The sequence below is a fragment of the Chamaesiphon sp. OTE_8_metabat_110 genome (assembly GCF_031382685.1).
GTDB lineage: Bacteria > Cyanobacteriota > Cyanobacteriia > Cyanobacteriales > Chamaesiphonaceae > Chamaesiphon.
Genome location: NZ_JANMZA010000213.1, coordinates 1 through 2,640 on the forward strand (window position 1 = coordinate 1; position 2,640 = coordinate 2,640).

Annotated in this window: 3 protein-coding genes; 1 reads left to right on the top strand and 2 read right to left on the bottom strand. The window is 48.4% G+C overall.

The window, feature by feature from the left end; all coding sequences use genetic code 11:
- Together cbiT and RMO52_RS07925 are read right to left on the bottom strand one after the other, a co-directional pair.
- On the bottom strand, positions 1 to 562 hold a 562-nt coding region (cbiT, locus tag RMO52_RS07920), incomplete at its 3' end, for a precorrin-6Y C5,15-methyltransferase subunit CbiT (RefSeq protein WP_310412666.1).
- 384 nt (positions 563 to 946) lie between these two features.
- Entirely contained in the window at positions 947 to 2,179 is a 1,233-nt protein-coding gene (locus RMO52_RS07925; protein ID WP_310412669.1) for an FAD-binding oxidoreductase, read from the bottom strand.
- 252 nt (positions 2,180 to 2,431) lie between these two features.
- Here RMO52_RS07925 and RMO52_RS07930 point away from each other — a divergent pair.
- Positions 2,432 to 2,640, top strand: a 209-nt coding sequence (locus tag RMO52_RS07930; protein WP_310412672.1) for a diguanylate cyclase domain-containing protein, incomplete at its 3' end; no start/stop codon positions are given.

The window sequence follows — 2,640 nt, forward strand, 5'->3', positions numbered from 1 at the left end:
CTACCGCTGCTAGTCGCCGACTATTACCTCTGGTTTCGAGACGATTGACGGCGGCTTGGACGACTTCTACGTTACGTGCTTGAAGCTGGGTAAAACTTTCTGACACTTCGTAGAGAGCTTCGAGACTGGCTGCGGTGAGGACAATTCGTCCGGTGTTTGGTAAATATGCCCAAACTTGCTGCAAGATCGGTTTGATGCCTTTACCACCTTCGATACAGGCACGGTGAGGGAGTGTAGTAATTTGCTTGAGACATTGCGGCGCACTGCCAATGACGATTTGAACATTTTTGACTTCAAATCGATCGCAGTTGAGTTGAATCAGATTGGCTACTTCTTCATCGCGCTCGATCGCGATAATTTGTCCTTGAGGGCATAGTAACCCAATTTCTACCGGAATTGTCCCCGTGCCAGCACCAATATCCCACACGATCGAATTTGCTTCCAGTCTCAATGCCGAAATTAGCAATAATCTAATTTCGCGCTGACTCATGGGAATCCCTGGCAATCTTTCAAATAATTCGTCGGGAATCCCTGGGGAGACGTATTTCCAGAGTGGGGACATAACGGAAGGGGGATAGGTAATGGGTAATGGGTAATGGGTAATGGGTAATGGGTAATGGGTAATGGGTAATGGGTAAGAGGTAAAAGGTAATCTTGTCCCTGATAAATAGTTTATTTACTGACATTTTACACCAGTGGCTCGATCGCGTAATTTATGGCGATGCTCTTTCAGAGGATCTGAGCCGACAGAAGTGTCGTCTAAAGGGTAAAAGAAACTCTGGTTAGCGGTTGGGTATGCTTTAGTTTCATTCTGGCTGATGAGCGACAGCCGAATCACAACCCAACCTACAGATCTATCCACTATCCACTATTCACTATCCACTATCCACTATTCACTATTCACTAAAACCCTAGTAACTTTGTTTTGATGCAAGATGTGAGTATGCTAAAAACATCGTCCAGGATTGAGGATAGCTAAAGGATCGAATTGGTGTTTGATTTGTTGCATTAGGGGGACGGCATTGCCGCGATAGCCCCAGATGTCGATTTGCTGCTTGAGATCTGGTGGTGCTTGGAGCATGGATAAAAAGCCGCCATTTGCTTCACAATGGCTGCGGAGCGGCAAGATCGCATCGGCGGTGAAGAGAGCGCACTCACCGATGCCACTATTGAGATGAATGACACCTCTAGCTGTACGATCTGTCAATCGATCGAGTGTGGCGATCGTATCTATAGCAGCGGTGAGTCTGACACCTAATTTACACCCGATTGGCGTAGTCCCCCAAATTCCGGTCTGAATGCCACTCCAGAGCCGTTCGGCTTGGGTGCCTTGCCAGATTCCGGCTTTTAAGCCCAATCCTTTGGCGATAGCTAGTAATTGGGCGGACTGCTCGGCAATACTAGCGGGAATAGTCGCAAATTTGACGACTAAACTGGGCGTATTACTCAGCTCTAACTGCTGACTGAAGGCTGTGGAGACAATATCTGCGGCAATGGGGGTGACGGTACTAGCTAACAACATTTTAGCCGCTGTTGCCAGGGCAGCGATCGCCCCCGTAATAATGACAGTTCCAGTAGTAGTCGGCTGCGGATAGACGCGCAAAGTCACCTCCGTCAAGATGCCCAAGGTGCCGTAAGCGCCAGTAAATAGCTTCATCATGTCGTAACCAGCGACATTTTTGACAACTCTACCGCCAGCTTTGGCAATTTTGCCATCAGCACGCACGAAACTTATCCCCAATAGCAAATCTCGCACGCCGCCATAACGATGTCGCAAGGAGCCAGTATTTGCTGTGGCGATTATCCCCCCAATTGTGGCGCGGTCGGGATAAACTGGGTCTAGGGGTAAAAATTGTCCGGCGGTGGCAAGTACTTCCTGCACTCGATCGAACCCCATCCCCGCTTCGACAGTAATTGTCAGATCCCCTACTGCATGGGCGATTAAGCGATCGAGCTTTTGAGTGCTGACGATCGATTTTGCACCTGCGACGGTTCCGCCCCAATCAAGTTTAGTGCTATTTCCCGCCACGACGATCGGCGCTCGATCGGCATTGGCTGTAGCTACTAATTCGGCAAGTTCCGCCACTCGCTCGGGCATCGCGATTGGCAAAGAGATATCATTAACACTGTCGTCCATAAGATCTAAACTGGCGATCGGGATAGTATAGGCTAGTAGCATCGCTGGCTCGATCCAGACTATCACTATTTACCCCTGCACGATTACCGATTACCACCGACCAAAAATTCAGTATCGTCCATGATGATGTTGTGTTTGTCACCATCTTTAGTTCAAATTAGTTGGCAATTACCTGCAAATATTTCTCGCACGCTCGCTGCCGATAGCAGGTGGATATTCATATTAGTCGGAGCGCGGATACAGAGGCGATGGATGGCATCCCTTTACTGCCAGCCCAATCGCGCAAAATTCAGCTTGGCTCAAAGTTTAGCGATGGAGACGCATGTGGTGATAATCGAGCAAATAGTCGCACAGATGTCCGAAAATTCCGTTTATTATGACGTATTGACAGGTTTACCCTCCCGGTTACTCCTGAGTCAATCATTGAATCTAGCACTCGCCCAAATGCGCGATGGCGAAGTTTTAGCGGCGATCTTTTTAGGTTTAGATCGGTTTAAAATTAT